A 23,703-nucleotide genomic window follows, 5' to 3' on the forward strand; every position below is an offset into this window, starting at 1 on the left:
GCCGGGGCTCAGCGCTCAGCGCCGTGCCCGGCCGCCCTGTCGTGCTGGGCCCGCCGTGCCCAGCAGGCCGACCGAGCGGCCCAGTTCCTCGACGGACTGGCGGAAGAAGGCCGCCCTGGCCTCGACCACCCGGTCGAACTGGCCGAAGATCTCGAACGACACCAGCCCGAACAGCTGCGCCCAGGCGGCGACGATCGGTACGGCGACGGCGGGGGGCAGGCCGGGGGCCAGCTCCGTGGCGAGCCGCTCGGCCTCGGGGCGCAGCTCCTCGGTGAGCGGCGGCAGCGCGAGCCCCGCCTCGCGGTGGGCGTCCTCGACAACGGCGACGAGGACGAGGCCGACGCGCGAGGCGGGGGCGATGGTGGCCTGTGGCGCCGTGTAGCCGGGCACCGGCGAGCCGTAGATCAGGGCGTACTCGTGGGGGTGCGCCAGCGCCCAGTCGCGAACGGCACAGGCGACCGCGACCCATCGGGCCAGGTGCGCGGCGGGCGCGGAGCCGTCCGGGGCCGCGGTCCGGTGGGCGTTCTCCGCGGCCTCGCCCACGGAGTCGTACGCATCGACGATCAGGGCCGTGAGCAGTTCGTCACGGCTGGGGAAATAGCGGTAGAGGGCGGAGGAGACCATGCCGAGCTCCCGGGCCACCGCGCGCAGCGAGAGCTTGGCCGCCCCTTCGGCGGCGAGCTGTCTGCGCGCTTCGTCCTTGATGGCGGCGGTGACCTCGATACGGGCCCGTTCCCTGGCTCCCCTGATAGCGCTCATGGGTCGCATTCTGTCACGCGTCCAGATCGGCGACCAACAACGAGAGCACTGCTCTTGCTTTCGAGCGCCACTCTCGCACATACTGATCTCAAGCGAGAGCACCGCTCCCCCAACAAGAGCACCGCTCTCTCAATAGTGGGGGTCACCATGCCGCAGGCTTACTACCTTCAGGGAAGCCCGCTCACCGTCCGCCTCAACAGCTTCGTCGGCCGGCTCGCCCGACACGGCGTCAGTCTGCTCGGTACCCAGGAGATGTCGGTCCGCGGACGCAAGAGCGGCCGGATGCAGCGCATCCCCGTGAACCCTCACAACCACGAGGGCGCCCAGTACCTGGTCTCGGCGCGCGGACACTCGCAGTGGGTCCGCAACATGCGGGCCGCGGGCGGCGGCGAGCTGCGCAAGGGCCGCAGCAATCACGCCTTCACCGCTGTCGAGATCGCGGACGACGAGCAGAAGGCGGTCATCGTCCGCACCTACCTGAAGCGCTGGGGCTGGGAGGTCAATCAGTACTTCCAGGGCATCACGGCGAAGTCGACGGATGCCGAGCTCCTCGCGGCCTGCCCCGACCACCCCGTCTTCCGGATCACCGTCGAGGACTGACCGGACGGCCGGCCCCGACGGCTCCCCTCCCCCGCCCAGCGACGGCTACGTACGGTCCATCGTCGACAGCGCCCGCTGCGCCAGCGGATGCGAACGGACCAGTTCGGCCAGCGAAGTCGTTCCCCGGGTGATCCCCGCGAACGCGTTCCACGCCGGACGGAAGCCCGTCAGCACCGCGTGCAGCAGACCCGGGCGGCGCTCGAAGAGCTTCAGCATCCGCCGTCCCACGCTCATCTCGACACCCAGCCCGGCCTTGATGGCAAAGGCGTAGTTGAGCGCCTGGCGGCGGGCGTCCACCGCGTCGTGCGACTCCGCGACCCGGACCGCCCACTCACCGGCGAGCCGGCCGGAACGCAGCGCGAACGAGATGCCCTCGCGGGTCCACGGCTCCAGCAGACCGGCCGCGTCACCGCAGACGAGCACACGGCCGCGCGACAGCGGCGAGTCGTCGCTGCGGCAGCGTGTCAGATGGCCGGAGGAGATCTTCGGCTCGAAGCCGGCCAGGCCGATCCGCGCGACGAAGTCCTCCAGGTACCGCTTCGTCCCGCCACCGTCGCCGCGCGCCGAGATCACACCGACCGTCAGGGTGTCGCCCTTGGGGAAGACCCAGCCGTAACTGCCCGGCATCGGGCCCCAGTCGATCAGGACCCGGCCGGCCCAGTCCTCCGCGACCGTCTGCGGAACGGGGATCTCCGCCTCCAGGCCGAGGTCCACCTGGTCCAGCTTCACCCCGACATGAGCTCCTATCCGCCCGGCACTGCCGTCCGCGCCCACCACCGCACGGGCCAGGACCGTCTCACCGCCGGACAGCACGACCGCGACCGTGCGCCGGTCGGGCACCGCGGCCCCGTGCTGCTCCACCCGGGACACCGTCGCCCCGGTGCGCAGTTCGGCTCCGGCCTTCTGCGCCTCCTCGACCAGCCCCGCGTCGAACTCGGGGCGGTTGATCAGCCCGAAGAGCATGCGCTTGGAGCGGCGGGTCCGCGAGAGCCTGCCGTTCAGTGAGAACGTGACCGCGTGGATCCGGTCCCGCAACGGCAGTTCGAATCCGGGCGGCAGCGAATCACGCGAATACCCGATGATTCCGCCGCCGCATGTTTTGTAACGGGGCAGTTCCGCCTTCTCCAGCAGCAGCACCCGACGGCCGGCTACCGCCGCCGCGTATGCCGCGGAGGCTCCCGCCGGTCCGGCGCCGACTACGACGACATCCCACACGGACGACTCTTCGTGCTCATGTCCGGCGTCTGCGTTCTCGCTGCTCACGATGTGCTTCTGCTCCCGATCCGACCAGTGGCCCAAGCTGCTCACGGCATCCTACGGCGCGTTCGGGCCAACCCCTGCTGTGGGAGGATCGACCGTGCCTCCGTCGTCACCACAACGCCGCGTTCGCGGCGTTCAAGTACACGGATTCGTAGACATAACGTCGCACCTGCTAGGAGCGTGCCCATGACCGCCCATCCGATTTCCGAAACCATCGCCTCGCTGATGCCCCGCGCCAAGGCGGAGCTCACCGAGCTGGTGGCCTTCCAGTCGGTGGCGGATCCCGCTGTGTACCCCAGGAGCGAGTGCGACGCCGCGGCCGAGTGGGTCGCCGGGGCGCTGCGCGACGAGGACTTCCAGGACGTCGCCCTGCTCGACACCCCGGACGGCAGCAAGGCCGTCTACGGCTTCCTGCCCGGTCCGGCCGGAGCCCCCACCGTGCTGCTCTACGCCCACTACGACGTACAGCCGCCGCTCGACGAGTCCGCCTGGCTCTCCCCGCCGTTCGAGCTGACCGAACGGGACGGCCGCTGGTTCGGCCGGGGCTCCGCCGACTGCAAGGGCGGCATCGTCATGCACCTCCTCGCGCTGCGCGCCCTCAAGGCGGACGGCGGGGTGCCGGTCTCCGTGAAGGTGATTGCCGAAGGCTCGGAGGAGCAGGGCACCGGCGGCCTGGAGCAGTACGCGCAGGCGCACCCGGAGCTGCTCGCCGCGGACACCGTGGTGATCGGCGACACCGGCAACTTCCGCGCCGGTCTGCCGACGGTCACCTCGACCTTGCGCGGCATGACGATGCTGCGGGTGAGTCTCGACACCCTCGAAGGGAACCTGCACTCCGGGCAGTTCGGCGGCGCCGCGCCCGACGCCCTGGCCGCGATGATCCAGCTGCTCGCGTCGCTGCGCGCAGCGGACGGCACGACGACCGTCGACGGCCTCACCACCGGCGCGGAGTGGGACGGCCTCCAGTACCCCGAGGCCGACTTCCGCAAGGACGCGAAGGTGCTGGACGGGGTGGAACTGATCGGCACGGGTACGGTCGCCGACCGGATCTGGGCGCGGCCGGCCGTCACGGTGATCGGGATCGACTGCCCGCCGGTCGTCGGCGCGACGCCCTCGGTGCAGGCGAGCGCGCGGGCCCAGATCAGTCTCCGGGTGCCGCCGGGCGGCGACGCCGACGAGGCGACGAAGCTGCTCACCGCGCATCTGCTGTCGCGTGCTCCGTGGGGTGCCAGGGTGTCGGTCGAGCAGGTCGGCCAGGGGCAGCCCTTCCGCGCCGACGTCTCCAGCCCGGCGTACACGGCGATGGCGGACGCCATGCGGGTGGCGTATCCCGGCGAGGAGATGCAGTCCTCCGGCATGGGCGGATCGATCCCGCTCTGCAACGCGCTCGCCGAGCTGTACCCGGAGGCGGAGATCCTGCTGATCGGGCTGAGCGAACCCGAGGCGCAGATCCACGCGGTGAACGAGAGCGTGTCGCCCGAGGAGCTGGAGCGGATGTCGGTGGCCGAGGCGCTGTTCCTGCGGAACTACGCCGCCTCGAAGAAGGCCTGAGCGCCCGGCCGGCGGCCGGTCGGACTGCCGGACTGCCGTTCCGGGGGCCCGCTCACCGCGTACCGGCCACGCGGTGAGCGATGCGCGCCCGGCCCGTGGGTCCGTGCGGCGGACGCCCGCCGCACGGACCGGGCCGGAGCTCAGCCCACCGGGACTCCGGCCTCCAGGTTGAAGACGGTCGACCTCTCGCGGGCACGCAGCGCCCAGCGCAGCCGTTCGTAGCGGGTGGGCGGCAGCATGGTGGCCGCCTCCGCCTCGGTGACGAACCGCCAGCCGCGCAGCTCGGAACCGGGCAGCACCAGCCGCTCGGCGTCCCGGTCCGGCAGCAGGCCCCCGTCGAAGAGCAGCCGCAGTCCGCCGTAGCCGGGCGGCTCGGGCGCCTCCCAGTCGATGACCAGCAGTCTCGGTATCCGTTCGAGCTGTATCCCTATCTCCTCCGCGACCTCCCTGATCCCGGCACGGGCCGGCGCCTCGCCCGACTCCACGACGCCGCCGGGGAACTCCCAGCCGGGCTTGTAGGTGGGGTCGACGAGCAGCACCCGGCCCTCCTCGTCGAAGAGCAGCACACCGGCCGCGACGGTCTCCGCGGTCGGGTCGGGTGTCTGTACGATCCCGCAGTCCGGGGCCGTCCCGGTGTGCACGGCCTCGGCTATCCGTGCGGCGGTCTCCCGAGGCGTGAGGGCGCTGTTGTCTATGGTGTGGGCGTCCCCGGCGATCCAGTCGAGCGCCGACAGGTAGGGTCCGATGTGCTCGTACGCCCACTGGCGGACCTGTTCGCTGCGTTCGGGATCGCCGTCGTCCTCCACTCGGTCGGCGATCCGTTGCCGCAGGATCGTTTCCTCAGGTGAGAGCAGTACATGGCGCACCGGAATGCGCCGGGAGGCGAGCCCTCCGAAGATCTCGTCGCGATACTCCTGTCGCAGCAGCGTCATCGGCACCACCAGTACCCCACCGACCTCGGCGAGCAGGGCCGCCGCGGTGTCCACCACCAGACGCCGCCAGATCGGCAGGTCCTGGAAGTCGCTCACCTCGGCGAGCTTCTTCTGGGGCAGCAGACCGCGCAGCCCCGCACCGGTGAGTTCCGGGTCGTAGAAGGTGCTGTTCGGGATCAGATCGATCAGTTCGCGCGCGGCGCTGGTCTTCCCCGCGCTGAACGCACCGTTGATCCAGACGACAGTCACTAGCACTCCAGGGTGGGAAGGCCGCTGAGCAGCGGCGGAGCCGGTTTCGCCGGTGCGACTGGGCGAGGTACGGGAAATGAGGGTGTCCATAGCTCGCCTCCCACCACCTCCTTCTCTCAGACTCCCTGGAGATGCCCACCCCTGGGAATACCCAACTATCCGCACTTCCATGGGCGCTACCCCACCCCGCAAGGCCCATGGAGTCTCGGTGCTTGCCGGAGTAGCTGCGCCGGTCGGCCTTGCCGGTGCGGCGCTGGGTGCGGATGAGGGTGCCGTCGATCAGACCACCTCCCCGCCCTGCTTCGTGGCCTTCTTCGGGGCGCGGTCCAGTCCCGGGGCCCGGGCGGCGAGCAGTCCGATCAGCTCGTCCCGCCGGCGGCGGACGGTGGACTGGGACACGTTGTTGCCGTCGGCCGTGCCGGTGAGGCGCTGGTCGTGGCGCGGTACGGATGAGCTGGCCTCGGTGGCGATTGCGGTGACGCCTGCGGCAGGCGCCCCGGATCAGGTTCTGGTCGGGTGCCTGCGCCAGTACAGGCCCACGCCCCGTCGATGAACGCCAGCACCACGCCCAATCGCACGGCCAGGTGGAACGCCAGCCAGTCGACGACGACGATCGCACCAACGGAGGCGCTCGCGGCCGTCCGTCCAGCTGGCGTCGTATGCCTTCACCGGCGTCAGAGGATTCCACCGCTGTCTGTACGGTCCTGGTAGGCCTCAGCACCTCAGCTGCCGCCACTTCGCCGGACTAGTACTCCAGCTGTAGACCGTGATCGTGCAGGCGAGGCGGGGGTGCGGTCGTAGGGGTGGCGCCGTCTTATCCGCTCGCGTGAGGCGGTCATGGACTGCCACCCTCCTCCCATGGATGACGTGGAAGTACTCCTCATCGGAGGCCGAGCCGGTGTCGGTAAGACGTCGGTGGGGTGGGAGGTTTCGTCGCAATTGCGCGCGGTGGCGGTCGCGCACGCCATCATCGAGGGCGACTTCATGGGGCAGGTGCACCCGGCACCGGAAGGGGATCCTGACCGGTCGGAGATCACCGAGAGCAATCTGACGGCCGTGTGGGCGAACTTCGCCCAGCGAGGCTACCGCCGACTGATCTATACCAACACCGCGAGTGTGTTGCCCGAGGTGACGGGCATGTTCGAGCGTGCCATGGGAAACGGGGTACGGATCGTGCGGGTTTTGCTCACCGCCTCCGATGCCACCGCCCAGGAGCGTCTGGTGGGGCGGGAACTCGGCTCTGAGTTGGAGCGGGAGCTGGAGGGCGGCATCCGCAAGGCGCGGCTCTTGGAGCAAGAGGCTCCCGCGGGGACTGTGCGGGTGGTGACTGACGGGCGGCCAGTCGTGGATATCGCACGCGACGTGGTGGCCGCCACCGGCTGGGCTGGGCCGCATGCCCCGCGCAGGTCGTGATCTTGCTGGTCGGGGCGTTCAGCAGGGCGGCACCGACCTGGGCGGTCGGCCCGGATGCGGCGCGGCGGTGGACCGATCGCCGGACCCCGGTGGTGAGCGCTGCGGCCGCCCGGAAGGCGGTTCTGCGCCGGGGCGATCAGGACGGGATCAACTCAATTGATCAACTCAATTGCGCGGGCGACCAGACGGCCTGGGGCGGCGAAGCTCCTACCCTCGTGGAACCCCTCGGGCTCGTACGTCTTCGCGCGACCGTCGATCGTCCACCCGCCGGTGAAGCGCCTGGCCGTCCATGTGTTCACCGTCAGGATCGGGGTTGACGCAGGATTGGCTGACAGTGGGTCACCTGCCCAGGAGGCCCGGTGTTCTCGCCATGACGATCTCGAACTCGACCGGTGGGGCAATCCTCGGAGAGACGGTCGCTGGAATCGCAGCGATCCCGGGGGCGTGTTCGCCCCGCTGCCGCGCCGACGCAGCGTGAAGAGAGAACGGCGGCAGGTCACTCGCTGCTCGCCCTCCGGCGGCGGCGTCGGCACGCTGGGTTCACCGGCCGGCGGCGCAGCTCACGAGGGGCCCACCCGGCAGCAGGCGGGAAACACGGCGAAGGACCGGGCCTGGGAAGGCCCGGCCCTTCACGGCCTGGCTGTGCTGTCCGGCCCTCCAATGGGGCCAGGAGTCTTTAGTAGACGGGCGTGAGGTACCACTGCAGCGCGTCGTTCATGTTGTCGCAGTGGTAGCCCTTGATCGTGCCCCGGTCCTGCATCGCCTTGCCCCACTGGACGCAGCTCTCGAAGCTGGCGACCTTTATCGGCGCTCCGTCAGCCGCCTGAGCGGTCACGGTCGTACCACCGGCGATGGCGGCGATTCCGGCAACCACGACAGCGGCCTTGGCGAGCTTCCTACGCATGTGTCTCTCCTCTGTACGGTCCGCCACCCGCCTGGGAGGCGAGCGGCTTCTGTCTTCCACGGCTCCGGGGGTGGGGGGAACCAAAGCGGCAGACTCTGGAGTCCGCCGCCCAGCGCTGTTCCCGTACCGGTACCGGCCAAGGCACTACGTTCACCGACCGCGCGTCCGCGTCCGATGCTTCTCCTCGGCTCCAAGGCAGAACATCATGATGACCGTTTGCGATCAATAATTATCTGATCCCTGTTACGCGCTTCTTACAAAGATCAACTTTTGCCAGGGGTGGAACCCGCCGGAGACCTGGCCGGCCGTCCCCCTCGATTCCAGCGCCTGGCGCGCCCTGACACCGGACGTCGGTCTGCCGGCAACCCCGGCACCGTCTCGGGCGCGCCCCGGCCACCGGCGTCCACCAGCCCGCGCAGCAGCGTCGTCAACGTCCCCCGCCAGGCCTGGGTGAGGCATCCGGGATGGGCGCCCCCGGACGCTCGGCCACCCGTCGCATCGGGTGCTGGAGCACCGCCCGTACACCCGCCGGTCACCGTGGTACTTGAAGAGTGTTCTCTCCCGTGGGGCTGTTTGGTAAGGCGGCGGTCAGAGGGGACGCGATCGCTCACGAGTACGGCTCGTCGGGTTCAATGCAGGTATGGGGAATGCTGTGTGGGACCGGCTTTCGGTCGAGGTGCCTGCCCAGGGAGACCCTCGCTCGCACCTGGGCCGGGGATCCGACTGGCCTCGTTCTCCTCGCACCCGTTAGCCGGAGGCCCCCGCCGACGGAACTCGGCGGGGGCTTTCTGGCCTGGTCAGCTCTTGAGGAAGTCCAGGAGGTCCTGGTTGAACTTCTCCTTGTCGCCCGGTACCAGAGCGATGCCGTGAGAGCCGCCTTCGTAGACCTTGAGGGTGGCGTTCGGGATGATCTTCGCGGACTTGCGACCGGTGGCGTCGATCGGGACGACCTGGTCGTCGTCGCCGTGCACGATCAGTGTGGGGACGTCAAACTTCTTGAGGTCCTCGTGGAAGTCCGTGGACGCGAAGGCATCGACGCAGTCGACACCGCCCTCGATGGTCTGGGCCATGGCCATGTACCAGAAGGCGTCCTTGTTGCCCTGGGTGACCCTGTTGCCGTCCCGGTTCGCGCCGAAGAAACCGACGGCGGTGTCCTTCCAGAACTGCGAGCGCTCGGTCAGGATGCCCTTCTTGATGTCGTCGAAGACGCTCTGCGGCACACCCTCGGGGTTGTCCGGTCCCCGGAGCATCAGCGGCGGCACCGCGGAGAGCAGGACCGCGGACTTGATGCGGTCGGTGCCATGGCGGCCGATGTAGCGGGCCAGCTCCCCACCGCCCATCGAGTGGGCGACGAGGGTCACGTCGCGCAGGTCCAGTTGGGTGATCAGGTCGTGCAGGTCGTCCGCGAACGTGTCGAAGTCGTACCCGTTGTACACCGGTGTGGAGCGGCCGTGACCGCGCCGGTCGTGCGCGATGCCGCGGAACCCGGCATCTGCCACTGCCTTGAGCTGATCCTGCCAGGCGTCACCGTTCAGCGGCCAGCCGTGGATGAACACGACGGGACGGCCCCGGCCCCAGTCCTTGTAGAAGATTTCGACACCGTCGCGCGTGGTGCAAACAGGCATGGCACACCTCTTCCCGGTCCGTGAGGGCAGCCCCAGTCACGGTGCGGCGGGGCTGAGGGGGCTCCGTGGCACAACCGGGCGCCGCACCAGGGCGCGGCGGTCGGTTGCGCCACGGACTCCCCATTCCATTTTTCACAGGTACAAGGGGCGCGCATCTCGGGCGCCATGACGGGAGGAGTTCTCGAGTGCGCACTGTCCCTGCCCCGCACCGCCCCATCCCGGCCAACGCCACGCCCCAGCATCCCGTCGCCCGGCACACCCTGTTCGATGACCACCCGGGCGAGGCCCGGACCGCGCTGCTTCCCCTGCTCGTCGAAGCCGAGCGGACCGGGGACACCGAGGCGACCGTGGACATCCCGCGCAGCCTCGCCGAGGCCGAACTCCGCGCCGGACGGTGCGCGAGAGCACTCCACCACGCCCACCGCGCCCAGGCGCTGACCGACGGAACCGCTCTGCCTCCTGTGCCCTCCAGTGCAGGTCGGCCGCCGCGTCGGGAGAGCGGCCCGGATCGCCCACCCGCATGTAGTGGGACGTCCCGGTCCGGCGCAGCGGCACCATCGGCGGCACCGACTCCCACCCGAAGGCGGTCAGCCGCGGCTCCAGTTCCGCGGGCGGGTATGAGGAGACGAGCACGAGATCGGCCGGAGGCCGGCGAGCGCCCGGCCGACCGCCGAGTAGAGGGTGAGCCGCAAGCCCGGGGATAGACCACATCGACGCCCAGTCCCGCCAGGCCGAATCAAATGACTCGCCGTCCGCTGGAGACGGCGCGGCAAACCCCACAACGAAGCGGCGGCGCTGTCATACCCCGCCAGTAGGTTCAGTGCATGACACGCTTTACCGATTTCAACTTCAAACTGCTGGTCATCGAGAAGCTCATGTACGACGCCGAGACCCTCGGCCCGGAGTTCGACCTGGGGGCACACCTCGTGGAGCTGGGGCTGATGAGATGGGACGGCGATCCCGCATATACGTACTCCCGTGAGAACGGCCTGGCCTTCAAGGTGGTCCCTCTCGCCCGGGACTACTTCGAGGCCCTGGAGATCAGCCCCGAACTCCTGGCCACCGTGGAGGAACTGCTGCTCGACGGCGGACACCGGGTCTACCAGCAGTGCTCTCCGAAATGGGACGGCGAGGACGACATCTTCGACGTCCGCTCCCTCGACGACCTGCGCCTGCTGCCTAACCTCAGGCACATCCGAGCCGCCGATGACTACTGGTCCCCGCAGCTCCTGGAGATTCTGCACCAGCGCGGGATAGCGACGGGCGACTAAAAGAGCGTTTTCCCCGCGGTGGGGCTGTTTGGGTAAGGCGGCGGTTGGAGGGGACGCGATCGCTCACGAGTACGGCTCGTCGGGTTCAATGCAGGTATGGGGAATGCTGTGTGGGACCGGCTTTCGGTCGAGGTGCGGGCGGAGGTGGACAGCCTCGTCTCGGCCGGACGGAACGTGCAGGCCATCGCTGTGATGCGTGAGTGCGTCGGCCTGCCGGCGCCGGGTTTGCATGAGTGTGTTGATCTGGTGGATCAGCGATCTAAGGTACTGCGGCAGGGGCCGACGAACTCGTGTTGAGGCCGGGCGCGGTGGTCGTGCGTCGCGCCAGTTCGGGGTCGATTCGCGGATGAGTCGGCGGCTCATGAGGTCGACCATTGCGACCTTGATCATGGCTTCGGAGCGGTGGGGGTGGGTCTCGGGCTCGGCGTCGCGGCCTACGGCCTCGCGGACCAGGCGCCGCAGGAGACTGTTGAGCCGGTCAAAGACCTCGTCCTTCTGCCAGGCGGCGAAGTACCCGTAGACGGTTTCCCAAGGGGGCGAAGTCATGCGGCCGCCCGATGCCCAGGCTCTTCCCGGAAACTCGGCGTCCACCTGCGCCGGATGGTCCGTGGACAGGCAGGACGCACCGCCGAGCCCACCGCCTGCGCGATCGACGCACAGGGCGTCAAGACCGTCACCGGCGTCCCCACCGGCACCCAGGGCACGGATGCCGGGAAGAAGACCGTGGGCCGCAAGCGCAGCATCGTCGTTGACGATCTCGGCCTATTGCTGCTGGTCATCGTGACCGCCGCAAGCGTCTCGGACAACGAGCCCGGCCAACCGCTCCCCACCCAACTCGCCGCGAACTAGGGCCTGTCCGGTGGCTACCAGACCACAGCCATCGAGCAAGGTGCTGACCTCGGCACCGATGTCAAGGTCGTCCCGCGAAGCGAGCAGGTCAAAGGCTTCTCCGTGATACCCAGAGGCGCTGGTTCGTCGAGCGAGGCTTCGACTGAAAGATCAGTTCTCAACTGGAACTTCCTCCACAGCGAGTTGGGAACACCGGATTGGCCCGGCATTGGAACCGTGTTCCGATGCATGCCTGAAGCTGTGGCTACACCGACGACGTTGACGCCCTTGAGCTCGATCGGCCGACCAAGGTCTACGCAGTTCCTGTACGGTCGTTCCGGAACCGGGCCGTTCGGGCTTGCCTCGCGCCACCGCACGCCGGCGCGTGCCCGGTGCACTGCCCTGCCGATCGCCTGTCGATGGGTTTTGCCTCCTGCGAAGTCGTCTGCCCCGCCCGGCTCTTCGCTCCCCGGAACGGCTGGATCGGATGAAGTCCAGTCATGGGCGGGCGCCGTGGGTACCGGGTCGTGACATGAGCCCCAGCCGAGACTTGAGTAAGGAACCGCATGGCACGCGAGCATGATCCTTCCAGCCACATACCGTCGCGGCCGGACGCATCCGCAGGCGCCTCCGGGGCAGCCGCCCCGTCCGCGAGTTCGCCGGTGTCCGTCCGGCGGGCGGTTCCGATGCGAGGAACGGCCGGAGACCCCGGCGACGCCCTGATGCCGGGCGGATCACGCAACGGCAAGGACACCTCCTCCTCTGCGGCCGGCCCGGACGCGGGCGCGCGCAGCCCTTCGAGCGAGAGCGGGGAGGGCGAGGGCTCCGGCCACGAGGCTCCCGAGGGCGCGGGCAGCCAGAAGGAGACCGGGGAACAGGCGGGTGGCGAGGGCGCCGCCGGCGCCTCTTCGGCCGCCGGCGCCTCTTCGGCCGTCGGTGCCGCGCTGGCCGGTGGCACTCCGGAGCCGGCGGCGGCGGACCACTCCGAAGCCACGTCGGCCACCTCCGCGGAGGCCGGGGCCACTTCGGCGACGTCGGCATCGTCCGCGTCCCCGGACCCGGACCCTGCCCCGGCCGCAGCGACCGCCACCACCCGCACCGTCGGGGGCCCACCGCCCGCTGCCGCTGCGGCAGCGGCGGGAGACGGCGGCGGCGGCGCGGGTACGCACGCGGACGACGTACCGCCCAATGGCCGTCTGAAGAAGCCGATGCTGGCCGCGGCGGCGATCGCCGGTGCGGTACTGATCTCGGTGCCGTTCCTCGTGGCGGGCCAGGACGACCGCAAGCCCGAGAAGGAGCAGACACAGAACGCGGCGGGCACGGTTCTGGAGAGCGAACGCCCTGTCTCCCCGGAGACCTACACCAGCGAGTCACCGAAACCCTCCGTGACACCGAGCAAGAAGAAAGAGAAAGAGAAGGAGGAGAAGAAAGAGACGGTGAGGCCGTCCGCCACGCCGACCCTCAAGGCGGCGATCGCCCCGCCACCGCAGCCGAAGGCGCCCGCGGCCCGGCCCACGGCCACTGTGACGGCGAAAGCACCGCCGGGTACGGCCGCCAGCGCCATGAGCAGCCTCGCGAAGAACGACCCCCACGGGCGACACATCTGCTACCGGGCCTTCGTGGCAGAACACGGCTGGCAGCAGCCGGTGTGCGACGGGACCGTCACCGGCACCACGGACCAGGGCAAGAAGATCACGGCCCTCAACATCGCGGTGTGGAACGTCGAAGGCTCCTCCGCCAACGCCTTGCTGCATGACCCGGGTTCGACGAGTGGCAACTCCAAATGGGCCCCGAACTGGACGGCCGTCATCGCGGACGGCAAGAACAACTACATCGGCAGCTCGAAGAAGGGCGCCCCGTTCCTGACGGGCTTCGCGATGAACATCGGCAACGGCTCCGTCTGCCACACGGCCAAGATGGGCGGTGGCGGCTGGGGACCACAGATCTGCAAGAACAAGCGCCCCGACTACATGTTCGTCGGCACCACCGCGAACGACCACTGGTTCGAGGCCGTCAGGCTCACGGTCTGAACCACCGCGCTGACGCTTCGACCCACGGCGGCAGCCTTGTCCGACGACCAGGTGACGGGCGGCCGCCAGGGCCGTGATGCCTGGAGTCGCGAAAAGCCGGGCGGGCCGGGTCCAGGATCAGCAGTTGCCCGGCGAAACCTGTCAGACCGTCCACGGCCTTGCGGAGTTCGGGCGCGGTCCCATGGTCGAGGTCGCCGGTGATCTCCGGTACGGGACCGGTCGCGGCGTCTCGGGAGGTGATCGTCAGCGGTTCATTTCAGGTCTTCACTCGCGGGGGGCCGGAAGCGGGGCGGGCACGCCGAGGGCGAGCAGCGCGGTGTCGTCGTCGAGGCCGTCACCGAAGGAAGCGAGCAGACCGCTCAGGGCAGTGATCAGGGCCTGTGGTTCCGCTGAGGGCTGGTCGGCGACGAAGTCGCGCAGGGCGTCCTCCCCGTAGAGCTCACGCTCGGGTCCGATGCGGGCCTCGGTCAGGCCGTCGGTGTAGAGCAGCAGGGTGTCGCCGGGCGCCAGCCTGGTGCGGGCAGCCGTGAACTGCGCTGCCGGCAGGGCGCCGATCAGCATCCCGCCCGGTGTGGGCAGGAACTCCGCCGTGCCGTCCGCGCGCCGGAGCAGCGCGGAGGGATGGCCGCCTGCGGCCAGGTGAACACTGACGTGGTCGCCCTCCAGCTCCAGGATGCCGTAGATGGCGGTGCAGTAGCGGGTGTCGCCGCTGGTGTACCGCTCGTGGAGCACGGTGTTCAGGGTGCTCAGCACGGCAATGGGGTCAGGCTCGTGGAGGGCGGCGGCCCGCAGGGTGTAGCGGGTCAGTGAGGTGACCGCGGCGGCCTGGGGGCCTTTGCCACATACGTCGCCGAGGAAGAACGCCCACCGCTCGGCGCCCAGGGGGAACAGGTCGTAGAAGTCTCCGCCGAGCAGGTCCGGGGAGGCCATGTGGTAGTAGGAACCGGCCTCCAGGCCCGGAATCGCGGGGAGCGCGGAGGGCAGCAGGTTCTGCTGGAGGACGGCGAGGGCTTCCTGAAGCCGTTCACGGTCGGCCTCCGCCTGCCGGCGTGCTTCCTCGGCCGCCTTACGCCCGCGCAGCAGTTCGGATTCGTAGGCGCGGCGGTCGCGGGCGTCGAAGACAGTGGTGCGGATCAGCAGCGGTTCGCCGTTCTCGCTCACCTTCACCTTCGAGGTGACCAGCACCGGGATGCGCTGCTTGCCGGCACCCTTGATTTCCAGGGCGACTCCGCTGACTTCGCCCTTCATCTGCAGCATCGGTGCGAAGTGGGTCTCGTGGTAGAGCTTGCCGCCCATCGTGAGCAGGTCGGCGAACCGCATGCGGCCCACGACCTGGGAGCGGTCCAGTCCCACCCACTCCAGCAGCGTGGCGTTGATCTTCGCGATGGTGCCGTCCATCAGCGTCGACAGGTACCCGCACGGAGCCTGCTCGTACAACTCCTCCGCACTGTCCTCCAGCAGTGACGTGAACACCGCGTCGGTGGCGCCGACGTCCTGCTCCTCGCCCGGCTCGGGTGCCTGACCGGTGCGGCACATCAACGGCCTGCTCCGGCGAAGTCGATGATCGTCTCAGCGGTGGCCTGCGGCGCGCTCAGCTGCGGACAGTGCCCCGTCGCCTCCAGCGTCACCAGACGGCTGCCGGGGATCGCAGCGTGGACGTAGGCGCCGACCTCGCGGGGTGCGATCACGTCCTGCGTGCACTCCAGCACCAGCGTCGGCACCGTGACCGTCTTGAGATCGGCGCGGCTGTCGGACAGGAACGTCGTGCGGGCGAAGACCCGGGCTATGTCCGGGTCGGTCGCGCAGAACGATGTCGCCAGCTCCTCGCCGAGTTCCGGCCGGTCCGCGTTCCCCATGATCACCGGGGCCATCGCCGCCGACCATCCCAGATAGTTCGACTCCAGCGACTCCAGCAGCTCATCGATGTCGTCCGCGCTGAACCCGCCCCGGTACCCGTCCTCGTCGACGTAGCGCGGCGAGGGGGCGACCATGACCAGGCGGGAGAAACACCGTGGCGCCTTCGCCGCGGCGAGGACCCCGACCATCGCGCTGACCGAATGTCCGACAAAGGTCACATCCCGCAGATCCAGCTCCTCGCAGACCTCCAGTACGTCCTGCGCGTAGCCCTCCAGCGAGCTGTAGCGCCGCTCGTCCCAGGCCGAGGGGTCCGCCCGGCCCGAGCCCACGTAGTCGAACAGCACCACGCGGAAGTCCTCGGCCAGAGCGGGGAGCACCAGGCGCCACATGTTCTGGTCACAGCCGAACCCGTGCGCCAGTAGGAGCACCGGCCCGTCCACACAGCCGGTGACGGTGACGTTGTTCCTGCGGCGGATATCCATACCGGCCAGTCTCCCATCCCTTTCTCACCCCACCGTGGGCCAGGGCTTCGTTGTCCTCCTGGGATCCCGGCCGTAGTGACCGAGGCGGGAGCACACGGACACCTGGCGCCACGATCAGGTGCTCAGCGTCAACGGCCGCGTTCCGGTGCTGGCCACCGAGAGTGGCCGGCCGGCGGAGACCGGTACGGGGAGCGGCGTCCGCGCAGGCCGTGACGGGGACGGCCCGGACGTCGTTGGAGCGGACAGCAGAACGAACGACAGGGGGTTGAACCGTGCTTCGCACCGTGCTTGAGCAGTTCCCCGCAGGAGGCCCGCGGGGCAGTTGGCCGGCGGAGGAGTTCGCGGCGGCCCGCCGCGGCGAGGGTGTCGCGGCCGAGGTCGTGATGGATCTGGAACAGGACGCGTTCCTGGTGGTCGTGCCGCAGCAGCATCCGGACCGGGGCCGTTGAGCGCCAAGCCGCCCGGGTGCCGGAGCACCACCCATCCGGCTCCGGACGCCCGGAGCCGGCCCGGGTGCCGGAGCGCGGCAGCCGGGGACGCGCGGCACATGCCTGTCCCTCAGGGCATGTCGCCCCGCCAGTCCCACTTGTACGGATCGTTCGGCCTCGGTCCGTACTCGGCCCTGCCGCCGGCCCCGTAGGAGCCGATCTCGGTGATCAGGGCGGAGCCGTCCGCGAGGGCGACGTCCGTCCAGCCCGTCACGTCCAGCAGCAGCCCGTCGAGGGGGCCGCCCACCAGCTCCCGGTAGACATGCCCCGGCCGGGGCCCCGGGTCGGGGTCGTCGTGGTCGGCGCCGTACACGCGCCGCCGCATGATCTCGTCCATGCCAGCAGGATCGCACCGACCACTGACAACTTCCTCGGTCGGCGGGCCCGTGTGACTCGATCGGAGGCAGGTCCCGTCGCCCTGGACGCTTGGGGGCAGACCCCGTCCCGGACGGACCTGCCCGAGGCCGAGCGGCTCGGCCTGCCCACGCTGCCACTGCCGGTACAGATGCCCGCCATCCCGCTCCACCTCGTGTGGCACCAGCGGTACGACAACGGCCACGCCCACCCCTGGCTGCACGAGCAGGCCGCCCAGACGGTCCAGGCGCTGTTCCACCGATGAACGGGGACCGCCGCCTCCCGTACCCCCGGCGGCTCGCCGGAACCGGGTGACGATCACTCGCGCGTCCGGCCTGTCGCGCGAGCGCGCCAGGCCCCCTCCTCCGGAAGGCAACCCAACACAACCGAACGTGCGCCTGGATCACACTCCCAACAGGGGTGCCAGTCAAGGGTTTTGACGAGATACCGAACAACCACATCACCCCTCTTCCAACATACTTCAACACGCTCTAACGTAATCGCTCGTATTGGCGTGCACATGCAGACACGTGATTCGGTACGAGTCCGGAGGAACGTAACGATGCGTCATCTTCCATCCCGCACAACCCGCACCGGCCCTCGCAGAGTCATCGGAGTGCTGACCGCAGGCCTCCTGTGTGCGGCGGGGATCGCCTTTCCCGCCGCCGCGGACTCCCCGGGACCCGCGCCCGCCCCGGCGTCCGCGGCGGGTGCGAAGGCGGACAACGGTCTCGCTCTCACACCGCCCATGGGGTTCAACAACTGGAACTCGACCCATTGCCGGGCCGAGTTCGACGAGTCGATGGTGAAGGGCATCGCGGACATCTTCGTCGAGAAGGGCCTCAAGGACGCCGGCTACCAGTACATCAATCTGGATGACTGCTGGGCCGTCCCGCAGCGCAATGCGGACGGCAAGCTGGAGGCCGATCCGGTGCGGTTCCCGAACGGCATCAAAGCCGTAGCGGACTACGTCCACTCAAAGGGCCTGAAGCTCGGCATCTACACCAGCGCGGGCACGAAGACCTGCGACAGTGTCGGGCTTCCCGGCGCACTCGGCCATGAGTACAGCGACGCGCAGCAGTTCGCGGACTGGGGCGTCGACTACCTCAAGTACGACAACTGCAACAACCAGGGCGTCGACGCGAAGGAGCGCTATACGACGATGCGGGACGCGCTTGCCGCGACCGGCCGGCCCATCGTCTACAGCATCTGCGAATGGGGGGAGAACAAGCCCTGGGAATGGGCGGCGGACCTCGGCAACCTCTGGCGCACGACGGGCGACATCAACGACAGCTGGAGCAGCATGCTGTCGATCATGAAGCAGAACCTGCCGCTGGCCTCGGCGGCGGGACCGGGGCACTGGAACGACCCCGACATGCTGGAGGTCGGGAACGGCGGGATGACGGACACCGAGTACCGCACCCACTTCTCCATGTGGTCGGTGATGGCCGCGCCGCTGCTCATCGGCTCCGATCTGCGCAAGGCGACGCCCGAGACGTTCGACATCCTCTCCAACCACGAGGTCATCGCGGTCGACCAGGACCCACTGGGCAAGCAGGGAACCGTGCTCTCCTCCGACGAGGGGCGCTGGGTCGTCGCCAAGGAACTGCGGGACGGCAGCCGGGCGGTGGCGCTCTTCAACGAGACCGGGAGCGCACAGCGGATCTCGACGACGGCAGCGGCGGCGGGCTTACCGCGAGCGGCCGCCTACACGATGCGCGACCTGTGGGAGCACACGGACTACAACACCGCGGGCGACATCTCGGCGACCGTTCCGGCGCACGGCACCGTGCTGCTGCGCGTGACCGCCGGCGACGCGTGGGCCTCGCATCCCCCGGCCACCGAGCTGGGCCTGAAGGGCAGCCCGCTGGTCGAGGCCGGACACACGGCCGAGCTGACGACCACGGTGACCGACCTGGGCCGCACCCCCGCGCTGAACGTCTCGGCGGCCCTCACGGGACCGTCGGGCTGGAAGGTCAAGGCCGGTTCGGCGACGACCGCCGCCGCGCTGCCCACCGGACGGGCGCTGACCACGCGCTGGCGGGTGACGCCCCCGGCCGGCGCGGCGACCGGCACATACGACCTGGCACTCACCGCGCAGTACCGCTCCCCCACCGGTAAACGGGTCCGGTCCTCGGTGCCCTTCCAGGCCCATGTGGTGGTGCCGCCACCGGCCGGCGGCGGCTACCTGAGCGATCTGCCGCGGCTGTCCGCCTCCAACGGCTACGGGCCGGTCGAGAAGGACACCAGCAACGGTGAGAGCGCCGCGGGCGACGGGAACCCGCTCACCATCGGCGGCGAGGTGTACGCGAAGGGACTGGGCGTGCACGCGGCCAGCACCGTCGAGTACTACGCGGGCGGCGCGTGCGGCACCGTGACGGCCCGGGTCGGTGTGGACGACGAGAAGGGCGCCAAGGGGAGCGTGGCCTTCGAGATCTGGGCGGACGGCACGAAGGCGGCCTCCACCGGGGTGCTGACCAACGCGATGCAGGCGCAGCCCCTCTCGGCGGACGTGACCGGCGCACAGGTCGTCCGTCTCGTCGTCACCGACGGCGGGGACGGCGACGACTCCGACCACGCGGACTGGGGGGATCTCCGGATCACCTGCTGACCGGGAAGCCGGGCGCCCTCCGTGTGGAGGGCACCGGACCGGGCGCCGGGCCGTGTTCACGGGACACGGCCCGGCGCTCCTCCCCGGCCGTGTCCGCCGGGAGCGGCACTAGACCGGAACCACGCCTTCCGCGCCTGTGCGGGCCGCGAACGCCGCGGCGGCCGCGCCCACCAGTCCCGCGTCGTTGCCCATGACCGCGGGCGCCACGGCCAGCTGCTGGACGAACGAGAGCGTGGCGTAGCGGCGCAGGGCGCCGCGCAGCGGGGCGAACAGGACGTCACCCGCACCGGCCACTCCCCCGCCGATCACCGCGATGTCGATCTCGACCAGGGTCGCCGTCGCGGCGATGCCCGCGGCCAGGGCCTGCGCGGCCCGCTCGAAGGAGGCCACCGCCGAAGGGTCCCCCGCCCTCGCGGCGGCCGCGACCGCCGCGGCGGAGGCGTCGCCGTCCGGACCGGGCAGCCAGCCGCTCTCCAGGGCCCGGCGGGCGATGTTGGGGCCGCTGGCGATGCGCTCGACGCAGCCGCGCGAACCGCACGGGCAGGGGTCGCCGTCCAGGTCGACGCTGATGTGGCCGATGTGACCCGCGTTGCCGCTCGGGCCGGGGCGGAGTGCGCCGCCGAGGACGAGCCCGCCGCCGACGCCGGTCGAGACGACCATGCACAGCGCGTTGTCGTAGCCGCGGGCCGCGCCCAGCCAGTGCTCGGCCGCCGTCATCGCGACCCCGTCACCGACCAGCTCGACCGGCAGCCCGCCGGTCGCCCGGCTCACCCGCTCCACCAGCGGGAAGTCGCGCCAGCCGGGCACGTTGACCGGGCTGACCGTCCCGGCGGAGGCGTCCACCGGACCCGCGCTGCCGATCCCGACGGCCGACGCCCGTCCCCACAGCGGGGAGCAGGTCAGCTCGGCGAGTACGTCCGCGACCGCCTCCATCACCTTCTCCCCGCTCTCGCGGGCGGGCGTCGGGCGCTGCGCGCGTACGAGGAGCTTGCCGCTGCCGTCGACCAACGCTCCGGCGATCTTGGTGCCGCCGATGTCCAGCGCGGCTACGAGGTCGGTATGCATCGGTGTGGGCTCCGGATGGTGAGGGGGCGGGACCTGCGGCTTCAGTGAATAGTCTGCATAGTCTCCATTCAGCTGACAACGTTGTCCAGGGCCTATGCTCAAGGCCACAGCCTCCGGCGCCCCCACGCGGTACTCTCCGCGGTCCCGCCGGACCGCCCGCACCCGACGACAGGACAGCGCACCGTGGCCGAGACCACCCGTCACCCCGAGCCCCGTTACGGCAACCGGCCGACCATGAAGGACGTGGCCGCACGCGCCGGAGTAGGGCTCAAGACGGTCTCCCGGGTGGTCAACAGCGAGCCGGGCGTCACACCCGACACCGAGCGCCGGGTGCAGGAGGCCATCGACGCGCTGGGCTTCCGCCGCAACGACAGCGCGCGGGTGCTGCGCAAGGGCCGCACCGCCTCCATCGGCCTCGTCCTGGAGGATCTCGCGGACCCCTTCTACGGGCCGCTGAGCCGCGCGGTGGAGGAGGTCGCACGCGCGCACGGCGCGCTGCTCATCAACGGTTCGAGCGCCGAGGACCCGGAGCGCGAGCAGGAGCTCGTCCTCGCGCTGTGCGCGCGCCGGGTCGACGGCCTCATCGTGATCCCGGCCGGCGACGACCACCGTTATCTGGAGCAGGAGATAAAGGCCGGCATCGCGACCGTCTTCGTGGACCGTCCGGCGGGCCGGATCGATGCCGACATGGTGCTCTCCGACAGCTTCGGCGGCGCGCGCCAGGGCGTCGCCCATCTGATCGCGCACGGCCACCGGCGGATCGGCTTCATCGGCGACCAGCCCCGCATCCACACCGCCACCGAGCGGCTGCGCGGGTATCACACCGCCATGACGGACGCCGGGATAACGGTGCGGGACTCCTGGGTCTCCCTGGGCTCCACGGAGCCCGAGCGGGTCCGCCTGGCGGCCGAGACGATGCTCTCCGGCCCGGAGCCGGTCACCGCGCTCTTCTCGGGCAACAACCGGGTGACGGTGACCGCGGTACGGGTCCTGGCCGACCGGGAGCGGCCGGTCGCCCTGGTCGGTTTCGACGACATCGAGCTGGCGGATCTGCTCGGTATCACCGTCATCTCCCAGGACGCCGCGGCGGTCGGCCGCACCGCGGCCGAGCACCTCTTCCGCCGCCTCGACGGCGCCGACCACGCCCCGGTGCGGGTGGAGCTCCCCACCAGGCTCATCGCACGCGGTTCCGGCGAGCTGCGGCCGTCCTGAGCTGCGGCCGCCGGGGGCGGCGGCCGCTACGGCGCGGTGACCGTCAGCCCGCCGCGCCGCGGTGAGGCGAAGCCGTCCAGGTCCGCGCGGGTCAGCCCGGTCAGCCGGGCCACCTCCGCGGTGTCCAGCGCTCCGCAGTCGATGCCGCGCAGCAGGTAGCCGCTGAGGGCCTTGGCGGTGGCGGGTTCGTCCATCACGTCGCCGCCCGCCTTCGCCACGTACGCGGCGAGCCGGGCCGCGGCCTGTTCCAGGCCCTCGCGGTAGAAGGTGTAGACGGCCGCGTAGCGGGTCGGCAGATGGGCCGGGTGCATGTCCCAGCCCTGGTAGTAGGCGCGCGCCAGAGCGCGCCGGGTCAGTCCGTAGTGCAGCCGCCAGGCTTCGTGGACCTGCGCGCTCCGGCCGACGGGGAGGACGTTGGTCGAGCCGTCGGAGACCCGTACGCCGGTGCCGGCGGCGGCCACCTGCATGACGGCCTTCGCGTGGTCGGCCGCCGGATGGTCACTCGCCTGGTAGGCGGCGCTGACGCCGACGCAGGCGCTGTAATCGAACGTGCCGTAGTGCAGACCGGTCGCGCGGCCCTGCGCCGCGTCGATCATCCGGGCGACCGCGGCGGTGCCGTCGGCGGCCAGGATGGACTGGCTGGTCTCGATCTGGATCTCGAAGCCGATCCGTCCGGCGGGCAGGCCGTGCGCCTCCTCGAAGGCTTCGAGGAGGCGGACGAACGCGGTGACCTGTTCCGGGTAGGTCACCTTCGGCAGGGTGAGCACCAGCCCGTCCGGAAGCCCGCCGGCACGCATCAGGCCGGTGAGGAAGACGTCCGTGGTGCGGATGGACCGGTCCCGCACGGCGGCTTCCATGCACTTCATCCGGATGCCCATGTACGGGGCGGCCGTGCCGTTGGCGTACGCGTCGGCGACCAGCCGGGCCGCGCGGGCCGCGGCCTCGTCCTCCTCTGCGTCGGAGCGGGGACCGTAGCCGTCCTCGAAGTCGATCCGCAGGTCTTCTACCGGCTCCCGCTCCAGCTTGGCGCGCACCCGGTCGTGGACGGCCGCGGCGAGCTCGTCCGGGATGCCGAGAACCGAGGCGAGGGAGGCCGCGTCGGGGGCGTGCTCGTCGAGCGCCTTCAGCGCCTGGTCGCCCCAGGAACGGATGGTGCCGGCGGTGAAGGTGTTGTCCCCCGGTACGTAGACCGTGTGGACGGGCTGGCGGGTCCCGGGGTCGCCGGGGTAGCGGCGCGCGAGTTCGGCGTCCACTTCCGTGAGGGAGGCGCTGATCCCGTCGCTGACCGCTCCGGCGAGACTCGTCGCCACCGTCTCCTGCTGACCCATTTCCGCACCCTCCACACTCTCGTTGTTTCCGCTTCCCGGAATCAACAATCCGTATAGTGAAGTTATAAGGCCGCCGTACCCGCGTCAATGGTGATCGGAAACGGCGCGGGGCCGCGCGGTGTGTTCACCGTGCGGCCCCGGGCCGTTGGTCGTGCGTGTCGTACGAGGGGTCAGCCCTTGCGGGCGTTGATCTCTTCGGTGAGCTGGGGGACGACGTCGAAGAGATCGCCCACGACGCCGTAGTCGACGAGGTCGAAGATCGGGGCCTCGGCGTCCTTGTTGACCGCGACGATCGTCTTCGAGGTCTGCATGCCCGCCCGGTGCTGGATCGCACCCGAGATACCCGAGGCGATGTACAGCTGCGGCGAGACCGACTTGCCCGTCTGGCCGACCTGGTTGGTATGCGGGTACCAGCCCGCGTCGACCGCCGCCCGCGAAGCACCCACCGCGGCACCGAGCGAGTCCGCGAGCGCCTCGATGACCGCGAAGTTCTCCGCACCGTTGACCCCACGGCCGCCCGAGACCACGATCGCCGCCTCGGTCAGCTCCGGACGCCCCGTCGACTCACGCGGAGTACGCGAGACGACCTTCGTACCGGTGGCCCGCTCCGAGAAGGACACCGCGAGAACCTCGACCGCACCGGCCGCCGGAGCCGCCTCGACCGGAGCCGAGTTCGGCTTGACCGTCACCACCGGAACACCCCTGGAAACACGCGACCTGGTCGTGTACGAGGCGGCGAACACGGCCTGCGTGGCAACCGGCCCCTGATCACCGGCTTCCAGATCAACAGCATCCGTGATCACCCCGGAACCGAGACGCACCGCGAGACGCGCCGCGATCTCCTTGGCCTCCGCAGAGGAAGGCAGCAGCACGGCAACCGGCGA

At 70.3% G+C, this 23,703-nt stretch carries 20 protein-coding genes and 2 pseudogenes; 10 read left to right on the top strand and 12 right to left on the bottom strand.

Translation table 11 applies throughout. The features are described 5' to 3' along the window. Window positions 1-15: 15 nt before the first annotated feature. Complete coding sequence (locus tag ACIP89_RS23325) at window positions 16-759, bottom strand: TetR/AcrR family transcriptional regulator (protein ID WP_402116479.1); 744 nt, start codon at window positions 757-759, stop codon at window positions 16-18. Between the two features lie 147 nt (window positions 760-906). Between ACIP89_RS23325 and ACIP89_RS23330 the strand changes: the two genes are divergently transcribed. Further along, window positions 907-1,359: a nitroreductase/quinone reductase family protein gene (locus tag ACIP89_RS23330; RefSeq protein ID WP_401927943.1), complete on the top strand. Its 453-nt coding sequence runs from the start codon at window positions 907-909 to the stop codon at window positions 1,357-1,359. Window positions 1,360-1,404: 45 nt separating this feature from the next. Here ACIP89_RS23330 and ACIP89_RS23335 read toward each other — a convergent pair whose 3' ends face one another. Then, complete coding sequence (locus ACIP89_RS23335) at window positions 1,405-2,622, bottom strand: geranylgeranyl reductase family protein (protein ID WP_402116481.1); 1,218 nt, start codon at window positions 2,620-2,622, stop codon at window positions 1,405-1,407. Between the two features lie 183 nt (window positions 2,623-2,805). Between ACIP89_RS23335 and ACIP89_RS23340 the strand changes: the two genes are divergently transcribed. Continuing rightward, window positions 2,806-4,170: a dipeptidase gene (locus tag ACIP89_RS23340; RefSeq protein WP_401927938.1), complete on the top strand. Its 1,365-nt coding sequence runs from the start codon at window positions 2,806-2,808 to the stop codon at window positions 4,168-4,170. A gap of 140 nt (window positions 4,171-4,310) precedes the next feature. Here ACIP89_RS23340 and ACIP89_RS23345 read toward each other — a convergent pair whose 3' ends face one another. After that, the gene (locus ACIP89_RS23345) at window positions 4,311-5,351 is read right to left on the bottom strand and encodes an NUDIX domain-containing protein (RefSeq protein ID WP_402116482.1); all 1,041 of its coding nucleotides are present in this window, start codon (window positions 5,349-5,351) and stop codon (window positions 4,311-4,313) included. A gap of 858 nt (window positions 5,352-6,209) precedes the next feature. Between ACIP89_RS23345 and ACIP89_RS23350 the strand changes: the two genes are divergently transcribed. Next, window positions 6,210-6,764 carry an AAA family ATPase gene (locus tag ACIP89_RS23350; RefSeq protein ID WP_402116484.1) on the top strand — a complete coding sequence of 185 codons (555 nt, stop codon included), beginning with the start codon at window positions 6,210-6,212 and terminating at the stop codon, window positions 6,762-6,764. A 676-nt stretch (window positions 6,765-7,440) separates the two neighbouring features. Here ACIP89_RS23350 and ACIP89_RS23355 read toward each other — a convergent pair. Further along, window positions 7,441-7,668 (bottom strand): hypothetical protein, encoded by a 228-nt coding sequence (locus ACIP89_RS23355; protein WP_401927934.1) that lies wholly within the window; start codon window positions 7,666-7,668, stop codon window positions 7,441-7,443. Window positions 7,669-8,465: 797 nt separating this feature from the next. After that, entirely contained in the window at window positions 8,466-9,293 is an 828-nt protein-coding gene (locus ACIP89_RS23360) for an alpha/beta fold hydrolase (protein ID WP_402116486.1), read from the bottom strand. A gap of 824 nt (window positions 9,294-10,117) precedes the next feature. Between ACIP89_RS23360 and ACIP89_RS23365 the strand changes: the two genes are divergently transcribed. Then, entirely contained in the window at window positions 10,118-10,564 is a 447-nt protein-coding gene (locus ACIP89_RS23365) for a DUF6892 domain-containing protein (RefSeq protein ID WP_402116488.1), read from the top strand. Window positions 10,565-10,879: 315 nt separating this feature from the next. On the opposite strand, the pseudogene ACIP89_RS23370 reads toward ACIP89_RS23365, so the two are convergent. Continuing rightward, a pseudogene (locus ACIP89_RS23370) lies at window positions 10,880-11,114 on the bottom strand (transposase); the annotation flags it as partial. A gap of 14 nt (window positions 11,115-11,128) precedes the next feature. On the opposite strand from ACIP89_RS23370, the pseudogene ACIP89_RS23375 reads away from it, so the two are divergent. Together ACIP89_RS23375 and ACIP89_RS23380 are read left to right on the top strand one after the other, a co-directional pair. Further along, window positions 11,129-11,553, top strand: a pseudogene (locus tag ACIP89_RS23375) (transposase); the annotation flags it as partial. A 525-nt stretch (window positions 11,554-12,078) separates the two neighbouring features. Beyond that, window positions 12,079-13,422, top strand: a complete 1,344-nt coding sequence (locus ACIP89_RS23380) for a hydrogenase expression protein HypA (protein ID WP_402116489.1) — start codon at window positions 12,079-12,081, stop codon at window positions 13,420-13,422. A 264-nt stretch (window positions 13,423-13,686) separates the two neighbouring features. On the opposite strand, the gene ACIP89_RS23385 is transcribed toward ACIP89_RS23380, so the two are convergent. Together ACIP89_RS23385 and ACIP89_RS23390 are read right to left on the bottom strand one after the other, a co-directional pair. Then, window positions 13,687-14,958 (bottom strand): PP2C family protein-serine/threonine phosphatase, encoded by a 1,272-nt coding sequence (locus tag ACIP89_RS23385; protein ID WP_402116491.1) that lies wholly within the window; start codon window positions 14,956-14,958, stop codon window positions 13,687-13,689. After that, on the bottom strand, window positions 14,958-15,761 hold the full coding sequence (locus tag ACIP89_RS23390; protein ID WP_401929389.1) for an alpha/beta fold hydrolase: 804 nt from the start codon (window positions 15,759-15,761) through the stop codon (window positions 14,958-14,960). The genes ACIP89_RS23385 and ACIP89_RS23390 overlap by 1 nt, the downstream gene beginning before the upstream one ends. Window positions 15,762-16,033: 272 nt before the next feature. Here ACIP89_RS23390 and ACIP89_RS23395 point away from each other — a divergent pair, with 272 nt between their 5' ends. Then, window positions 16,034-16,210 (top strand): hypothetical protein, encoded by a 177-nt coding sequence (locus ACIP89_RS23395; RefSeq protein ID WP_199884506.1) that lies wholly within the window; start codon window positions 16,034-16,036, stop codon window positions 16,208-16,210. A gap of 109 nt (window positions 16,211-16,319) precedes the next feature. Here ACIP89_RS23395 and ACIP89_RS23400 read toward each other — a convergent pair whose 3' ends face one another. Beyond that, window positions 16,320-16,586 carry a hypothetical protein gene (locus tag ACIP89_RS23400; protein WP_401927917.1) on the bottom strand — a complete coding sequence of 89 codons (267 nt, stop codon included), beginning with the start codon at window positions 16,584-16,586 and terminating at the stop codon, window positions 16,320-16,322. 51 nt (window positions 16,587-16,637) lie between these two features. On the opposite strand from ACIP89_RS23400, the gene ACIP89_RS23405 reads away from it, so the two are divergent. Both ACIP89_RS23405 and ACIP89_RS23410 read left to right on the top strand, forming a co-directional pair. Continuing rightward, on the top strand, window positions 16,638-16,868 hold the full coding sequence (locus tag ACIP89_RS23405) for a hypothetical protein (RefSeq protein ID WP_402116492.1): 231 nt from the start codon (window positions 16,638-16,640) through the stop codon (window positions 16,866-16,868). Between the two features lie 297 nt (window positions 16,869-17,165). Next, window positions 17,166-19,214, top strand: coding sequence for an NPCBM/NEW2 domain-containing protein (locus tag ACIP89_RS23410; protein ID WP_402116494.1), 2,049 nt, complete (start codon window positions 17,166-17,168; stop codon window positions 19,212-19,214). Between the two features lie 108 nt (window positions 19,215-19,322). On the opposite strand, the gene ACIP89_RS23415 is transcribed toward ACIP89_RS23410, so the two are convergent. Continuing rightward, window positions 19,323-20,279 carry an ROK family protein gene (locus tag ACIP89_RS23415; protein ID WP_402116495.1) on the bottom strand — a complete coding sequence of 319 codons (957 nt, stop codon included), beginning with the start codon at window positions 20,277-20,279 and terminating at the stop codon, window positions 19,323-19,325. A gap of 183 nt (window positions 20,280-20,462) precedes the next feature. On the opposite strand from ACIP89_RS23415, the gene ACIP89_RS23420 reads away from it, so the two are divergent. Then, window positions 20,463-21,491: a LacI family DNA-binding transcriptional regulator gene (locus ACIP89_RS23420; RefSeq protein ID WP_401929397.1), complete on the top strand. Its 1,029-nt coding sequence runs from the start codon at window positions 20,463-20,465 to the stop codon at window positions 21,489-21,491. Between the two features lie 26 nt (window positions 21,492-21,517). Here ACIP89_RS23420 and ACIP89_RS23425 read toward each other — a convergent pair whose 3' ends face one another. Further along, window positions 21,518-22,819 carry a DUF6986 family protein gene (locus ACIP89_RS23425; protein ID WP_402116497.1) on the bottom strand — a complete coding sequence of 434 codons (1,302 nt, stop codon included), beginning with the start codon at window positions 22,817-22,819 and terminating at the stop codon, window positions 21,518-21,520. Between the two features lie 170 nt (window positions 22,820-22,989). Next, window positions 22,990-23,703, bottom strand: a 714-nt coding sequence (locus ACIP89_RS23430) for an electron transfer flavoprotein subunit alpha/FixB family protein (RefSeq protein ID WP_402116498.1), incomplete at its 5' end; no start/stop codon positions are given.

The organism is Streptomyces sp. NPDC088730 (genome assembly GCF_044751215.1).
In the GTDB taxonomy this organism is placed as follows: Bacteria; Actinomycetota; Actinomycetes; order Streptomycetales; family Streptomycetaceae; genus Streptomyces.